Here is a 3,752-nt window from a genome sequence, read left to right on the forward strand (position 1 = left end):
GTAGTCTCACCAGTTCCGCTCAACGTAAGAGTGCAACCGACGAGCGTGTCGGCGCCATTGTCTGAGGTTAATGACACAGTGCCTTGCGGGTCGTATGAGGGCGTGTAAAGCTCTGCGGTATTGACTACAGTTGGTGTCGTCGCGTTCTCGCCACCCGCAAAGAGAACGAGACCGTTGTTCAGCAATGTAGCAGCATGGCCCGAACGGTTGTCCGTCAAGTTGTGGTTACCACTAGCAGTGACTGCAGTGAAGTTTCCAGCGAGCGAAGAGTACAGCTCGAGTGTGTTGCTTACAGCGCTTGAAACAATTCCGCCCGTGATAAGTACAAGGCCATCTGGTAGCAGCGTAGCTGTGTGGTCGAACCGGGCAGAATTCATCGAAGGACCAGCGGCGAACGCGCCCGTCGATGCCGGAGTCCCTGTCGGTGTAAATATTTCGGTCGTCGCTAACGTCGTCGCTGTCGTGTCCGTGCCGCCCGTGATGAGAACATTGCCGGTCGCCAACAGCGTCGCGGTTAGTCCGAAGCGAGCGGTGCTCAGAGAATTTGTGGTGGTCGTGAATGTGCCACCGGAATAAACCTCAGCGGAGGAAAGCGCACCCGCAGCGGTACCGTCCGAGCTGCCACCCACGAGCAATACCGATCCATCAGGCAATAATGTGGCGGCGTGCTCTGTGCGCGCCACGTTCAAGGGATTAGCCGCAGCGAATGTTTGTGCTACGGGATCGTATATCTCGGCACTGGCTAGGGAGACCCCGCCTGTGTCCGTACCACCAGCAATCAGCACCGTGCCATTCGGCAGGAGCGTAGCAGTGTGTCCCAAGCGGGCGGTAGCGAGACACTTGGCGAGCGTCACACATGTCGCATCAAGTGCCGTAAATGTTCCGCCGACTGGGTCGTATATTTCCGCATTCTTTTGAGCATTTGCTGCACTGCCATCTGTACTTCCTCCAACAATCAAGACGGTTCCATCCGGCAATCGCGTTGCGGAGTGGCCGAAGCGGTTGATGGTCAGGTTGTTTCCGGTTGCTGTAGATGTGCCCGATGAAGCTCCGAAGGTCTGATCGTTGACTGCGGCACTAACAGCAGTTGCGCTCCTGACAGTGATGAGCGAGGTCACCGCAATCGAAGTAGTCGTCGTGCGTTGGGCAATAGGCTGTAAAACGGCCGAAGCACTACTGGGGTTGAAATTCGCAAGATTCGCAGCGACGAATGTCGCGGTGATGGAGTGCGAACCGACGCTGAGGACCGACGTGCTAAACGTAGCCACACCTGGAGCGGCACCGTCCAGCGTCGCGCTGCCAATCAAAACTCCGCCGTCAAAAAAGGAAACCGCGCCAACCGGCGCGGTCGCAGGAGTCGGCGTATCCGCCACCGTGGCTGTCAGCGTCGCGGGCGTGCCCAGTGTCGCTGAAGTCGGTACTGTCAGGACTGTAGTTGTGTCCTCTTGGGCTACACAAATGCCCGTGGCCGCATAGAGAAAAAGAGCAAAAAAGAGCAGAGAACGGAACATACCCGACGGAGTGGAACGCGCCATTGAGGTCACCCTTTGTTGTGGACAGCTCGGCCATGGTTTTCGGAGGAGGGGACCGAAAACGCTACTGACTAGCTGGCGGAGGAGTGGGCGTCATTGTCATGCGGGAAGTACGAAAGTGTCAATGAAAAACAGGGACTTTGGTTTGTGGAAAACTATAGGCAAGGTTGTTAACTGCTTGAGTTGCATCCCACAGCTAGATAATAGCTTGTGAATTATTGAAATGTTTCCCGAAACGATGCTGACTCATCATGGAATCGGCTTGGAATGCTGGTTTCGGGCGTTTTGTGCCACGAGCCGAAGTTTATTATCGGCCGTCGATAGATATCTAATTAGTTAAATCACTTATAGGGATTAGTAACTACTTGAGTAATAGACGGAGAGTTCTTTAAAGCCATCCCTTACGAGTTGGATCATTGCGCGTTTACCTTAAATTGGAATTTGCTTTTCTCTCTTGCCAAACATCAGCTGTCTGGCTTCCTCTTGGGCTTTTGAAGCGCTAAGGCTCGAACTCAGAATCCCCGTGAAAGAGCCGGGACGCGGCATTGAGTCTGACGCATTCCGGGGGATTCTTCGCCAAAAGAAGGCCTCAGAATGACAGTCTTAGCGTACAGGTCTCCACTAACAGAAACGACGGGAGACCAGCTTCGCTTACTTACTGTTTTGGATGAGCCAGGTTCCGCTGCTCTTACTCAGAGTGAAAGTGACTGATCCCGGGTTGGGCTTGCCGCTTACAAACGCGGTCTGGCTGCAGGGCGCCACTGCCATGTCGCCGCTGACAGAAGGATTGCAAATCAGTTCCAGCCTGATGCCGTGGGCGTTCTTGATGGCATTCTGCAGGTCCTTGGACATGGTGGGCCAGATCGCTCTCGCCGCTGCTACGTTACTGGACTCATACGCGCTCTTCCAGCGGTGCTCGAGGAGATCCTTGATGAGCACTACATCTTCGCTGCCGCCTGCTGTTGATGGAGCGGGAGCGGCGGGCTTGGCTTCGGCTGCCTTCGGAGCTTCGACGAGTACAGTCACCTCTTGAGTCTTGGTCCCGGCAGCGCTCTTGGCGATCAGGGTGTACTTCGTGTCCTTAGTCGGATTTACGTAACCGGATCCGCTGGGCTTTACAGTGCCGAGTTCGGGATCGATGGTAACGCTATCTGCATTGTCGGTTTGCCAGACTAGTTTGGCCTTCTGCCCGGGAGTGATCTTGTCGGGCCCATCGAAGCTCCCGATCGACGGCATTTTCGCCGTTACGGCTGGGGCTGCGGCTGCGGCAACGTTTACCGTGAGCGTCTTGGGTTGGGATTGTCCTCCCGCACCTTTGGCGATCAGCATGTACTTTGTGGTTGCGCCGGGACTGACGGACTTCGATCCTCTCGCTCCCGAAATGGTCTCGCCGTCGAGTGAGACCTCGATGGCATTCTGTGCTTCCCATTTCAGAGTGGTGGACTGTCCTGCCTGGATGTTTTGTGAATCGGCTGCGAAGAAGGCTATGGCTGGTACCGGTTTGGGAATCGCTCTCAGATTCAGGGCCACATTCACGCGATCGCCGGCCCTGGCTACTACGTTCTTCGAGGCGTTCTCATATCCGTCGAGGCTCACCTGCACCTGGTGCTTGCCCGGCTGGACCGTCAGCGACGCTTTCCCGTCGGCCTGCACATTGCCCGCAGACTTGCCATCGACTACGAGTGATGCATTGGGAACGGAGCTTACGATCAGGTAAGTACTCTCCGTGATTGCGCCGCTTCCCTTCTCCAGGGAGAATGCCAGTGCCGATTCGGAACCTTCGGCAATCTCGACTGGCAGCGTCGTGGGCTGGTAGCCGGACTTCTCTAGGCGAATCTGATGGCTGCCGGCGGCTACCGTGATCCTGGCGTTCTTGCCGTGGGCTCTATCTTTTAGTTGTCCGTCGACAAAGATATCGGCACTGTCAACATTGATTGCTAGAGCCAATGTGCCCACGCGTGCTGGACGGGCTGGTCCAGCTGAAATCGCGGTGAGGGTTAGCGATTCCGTATACGGCTTGGTGACGTCGATTTCTTTCCTTACCGTCGTGTACTGATCGTGCGTGGCTTCAACGGCGTACTTGCCGGGTTTCAGCTTGGCCGCGCAGGGTGCGGAGCAGTGCTCGCCATTCACGAAAATATCAGTTCCGGCGGGATTCGCCTCGAAGCGAACTTGGATTGTCGAGCTTCCGTGAATCACTACGTAGATGATCAGCGCGGC

At 55.9% G+C, this 3,752-nt stretch carries 2 protein-coding genes; both read right to left on the reverse strand.

Translation table 11 applies throughout. The features are described 5' to 3' along the window. The coding region (locus DMG62_22490; protein PYY20686.1) for a hypothetical protein at window positions 1–1,511 on the reverse strand (1,511 nt) is incomplete at its 3' end. A gap of 672 nt (window positions 1,512–2,183) precedes the next feature. Beyond that, a partial coding sequence (locus DMG62_22495; GenBank protein PYY20687.1) for a hypothetical protein occupies window positions 2,184–3,752 on the reverse strand: 1,569 nt, incomplete at its 5' end.

This window comes from Acidobacteriota bacterium (assembly GCA_003225175.1).
GTDB lineage: Bacteria > Acidobacteriota > Terriglobia > Terriglobales > Acidobacteriaceae > Gp1-AA112.